A 3847-nucleotide genomic window follows, 5' to 3' on the forward strand; every position below is an offset into this window, starting at 1 on the left:
AAACCTATCCAAAGTAAATTGATATGAGGTTTTTCGGTGGCCTTCAGAACTATAAATTCTCGCTGGCCACGGCTTGCAGTGAAGGCAAATTTACCCGAAACAGGGTCGATTTTCGATAATTGCAGGCGAAGTCCCATTTCGTTATTCACTTCGGGCTTACTCCAAACTTCACGATTACGAATGGCAAAAACCGGACGCATCGTAATGGCTACGTTTCGGTCGAGAATTTTCACTGTTGCACGTGCCGCTGCATCGCCTTCGGCCAATTGCATACCGTCAACTTCTCTGATTCCTTCTACGTTCTCAAGAATCGCTACGTAATCATTGATGAAGAAAGTATCACCAACGGCTACCGCAAATTCTTCGGGCCGACTCCAATCACGCTCATCTTCAGCCACTGGTGGGCCAGAAACAAACGCATAAATGTCTTTATTCCAAAATTTCTTGATATCGGGCGAAAGCACCGTTCCCATTTTCTCGTTGTCTTGCACACGTGGGTAAAGGTTAAACTTCTTGCCATCTTTATCCGAATACTCAATTTGGAAGTAAGTATTTTCTGCTTCGTATTCGAGCGTATCGCCACGTTTGAAATAAGTTTTATCGCCATCAACTACATCGGCACGAGCAATTCCTTTGTAATTACTGCCTGGTACTGGCCAAACGTATTTTTTCTCGATATATCCAGGTGCATTTCGTACATCAACAAATTGGCCTTTGTAGGTAAACGAAAACTCACTCAACTCAGTCGGGCGATTTAGCCACAATAAGGCATTTTCTTTATTGTCGCTTTCGTTTTTGAAGATTTTTGCTCCCGAAAAATTCAATGAAACTACTTTCGAATAGCCCGATGAAAACATGATTCCGATAAGCATTACGGCCAAACCAATGTGGGTTATTGCACCGCCCGCAACCTTGAATTTCCCTTTCAGAATATCAGTCAAAATACTGCCATTGGCCACGATACTAAATACTGCTGCCGTGAGTAAAATAATATATTTCCAGTTATTGACTTTAGCAAAAGTGATAATCAAAGCAGAAACTAAAAGGCTGATAACGAGTGGATTGATTAATTTGTTAAGGCTTTCTTTTTGTACACGTTTCCACCAGAAAAACTGTGCTACACCTGTGAGAGCTGTAATCAGCACAAAGAACCACATCTGAAACTGCGTGAAGTGCTCAACCTGATTCGTTGGCAAAGCCATGTTGAGCTTTGCTCCAAAGATTTCGCCTACTTTATTATAGACCGGAATCGAAGTCGTAACTATTACTTGAAAACTCGCTAAACAAAGCATCAAAACGCCCGAAAATACCCAAAATTCACGCGAAAAAGTTGAGATTTCGGCCTCATCTTGTGGTAAATATTTCCAGCGAAGCACCGAAAGTCCAACCGAGACAACAATGAAAGTGAGTAAGTAAATCAATAATTGCCCCGAAAGACCTAAATCAGTAAATGAGTGAACCGAGGCATTACCAAGAATACCACTGCGAGCCAAAAACGTTGAATAAACTATCAATATAAATTGGGCTAAAACTAAAATGATGGTGTACTTCAAGGCTGTACTATTTTTACGAGCCATGAGCATCGTGTGGAAGCTTCCCACCAATACCAACCACGGTACATAAACGGCATTTTCAACGGGGTCCCAGTTCCAATAACCGCCAAAATTCAGCGTTTCGTAAGCCCAAATTCCACCCATCATGATTCCTGTTCCCAATACAACTGCTGCTGTCAAAGTCCAAGGTAGCGAAGGTTTAATCCACTCAGTATATTGTTTTTTCCAAAGTCCAGCCATACAAAAGGCAAACGGAACGAGTGTCATCGCAAAACCTAAAAATAGGGTAGGAGGGTGAATCACCATCCAGTAATTTTGCAATAAAGGATTCAATCCGTTACCATCTTTTGGCACAAAATCAGGGTTTGTTTTCCAAATCGGAATATTAGGCATCGATTCTTTCAAGGTCAAAAACGGCGAACTTCCAATCTTAAAATCTCCCCAAAGCACCACACCCAAAATCATCGAAGCCAAGAAAACTTGCACCAACGCAAAAATCGTCATTGTTGGGGCTTCAATACTGGCGTTGCGAGTTTTACGAAGTGTAGTATTGATTAACAAAACACCCAGCACAACATTCCAAAACATCCACAATAAAAAACTACCTTCTTGGTCTTGCCAAAAACAAGAGATGGCATAGCCAAAAGGTAAACTCCACGAGGAGTTATCCCAAGCGTAATGATACTCAAAATAATGATTAAAAATAATGCTTAACAAAGAAGCACAAATCGAAAAAATGGCCAAAGTATGTACATAAAATGCTCCACGAGCAAATTTGAGCCATTGGTCAGTTATTTGTTTGTTGCTTAAAACCTGCGGACGAGTAGCTTGCCAATAAGCATAAGTTGAGACAACGGCAGCTACGAAGGAGATAATCACGGAAATATGTCCTATATTTCCAAGGTATGGTCTTAACATGTGCGAAGTAATCAGTGTGAAGTATGAATTACCCGTCCTTTGTTTCGAACGAATGTTCATACCTCACAAAAATAAATGTTGTTTGTATGATGATATACCTAAAACAGTAACGATAACAATTGTGCAAATAAATAATCTGTTGACTGTGGTCTATCGACTATTAACTTGCCAATCAACCTAACCAAGTTGACCAAGGAATACGACTAAGAATTAAAACTAATGCCAAACCAAAGAAAATTGCTGTTTGCTTAAATTTACGACCATTACCTACGGCACGTTTCACACGAGCGTTTCCGATTGTTACCAACGCCACAGCTATGATATTTGTGGTAGGGTGTTCGATATAAGCTTTTCTTAAAATGCTATCTTTCATTGTTAGTTTCATATCCGAAAATGCTGCTTGAGCTCCTGGCGAAACAAATAATAAAATTAAGCCCAATAAAAACATTGTATGTGTAGCTATCAAAGCAAACTTATTGATTTTGAGGTGCGAACCTTCAAAACTTTTTTCGCTTGTCGAGCCTATGATTCCGTTGATGGTAGCTGCTGCCAATAATGCAAGTGCCGCAAATGCTAAATATGAGTGAATTGGTTGGATGATTGAGTACATATTTATAAGTTTTGTAAGTAAAATTATTAAAATTTTGTGCGAAGTTACGCCATAATCATTTAATAACATAACTTCGCAGATACAGGTTTTGTTATATCTGTGGGGCAAACATCTTGTTCGCATAAGTATTTATCATAATAACCATGAAATTTCTGAAATATACCTTTTTTACTATATTCGTCTTAGTCCTTTTGTTCGCATGGCTTTTTCCGCAATTTTTGCGGTGCTATTTTGTTGAGTACGATAATTTTCATGCAATCAAACCCAATATTTTTGTAGAAATAAAAACATCAAAAAAACAGCAAGATTCATTATTAAAATACATAGAAAGTGCCGAAAAACGTCTAAAAAACTTTTGGGGAAGTAAAAACGGGCAGGCAAAAATTATCTTTTGTAAAAACGCAGAAACTTACCAAAAATACGCCAAAACCGCCGAAGGAGCGGGTTTTAGTATCGGAACACCGCTCGGGTCGTGGATAATTTTGAATCAAGATGGCCTAAACGTTGATGTGATTGCCCACGAAATGTGCCACGACGAACTCATGACAAAACTGGGTTGGTGGAAAACAAAAAAGGAGATTCCTGCATGGTTTGATGAAGGCTTAGCTCTGATGCTCGATTATCGCTTCGTGAGTAGCCAAGATTCTATCCAACGCTACATAGATTATCGAACCGAACTGAGTTATCTAAGTCCAGTCCCGATTCCGCTGAATGAACTAAACACCCAAAAAGACTTTTTCGGACAGGGCGAACTTTTTACCAAAAT

The 3847-nt window shown here is 39.4% G+C and carries 2 protein-coding genes and 1 pseudogene; 1 reads left to right on the forward strand and 2 read right to left on the reverse strand.

From position 1 onward, the window contains the following. Both ccsA and ACOVO2_RS22235 read right to left on the reverse strand, forming a co-directional pair. Window positions 1-2471: cytochrome c biogenesis protein CcsA (gene ccsA, locus ACOVO2_RS22230; RefSeq protein WP_421772078.1), on the reverse strand; the 2471-nt coding region annotated here is incomplete at its 3' end. Between the two features lie 172 nt (window positions 2472-2643). After that, the gene (locus ACOVO2_RS22235) at window positions 2644-3081 is read right to left on the reverse strand and encodes a hypothetical protein (protein WP_188766637.1); all 438 of its coding nucleotides are present in this window, start codon (window positions 3079-3081) and stop codon (window positions 2644-2646) included. 218 nt (window positions 3082-3299) lie between these two features. On the opposite strand from ACOVO2_RS22235, the pseudogene ACOVO2_RS22240 reads away from it, so the two are divergent. Further along, window positions 3300-3847: pseudogene (locus tag ACOVO2_RS22240) on the forward strand (hypothetical protein); the annotation flags it as partial.

This window comes from Emticicia sp. (assembly GCF_049241225.1).
Classification (GTDB): Bacteria; Bacteroidota; Bacteroidia; order Cytophagales; family Spirosomataceae; genus Emticicia.

Excerpts from the sequence above, each read along its gene's own strand:
- ACOVO2_RS22235 (WP_188766637.1), bottom strand. The coding sequence starts at position 3,081 with ATGTACTCAATCATCCAACCAATTCACTCATATTTAGCATTTGCGGCA.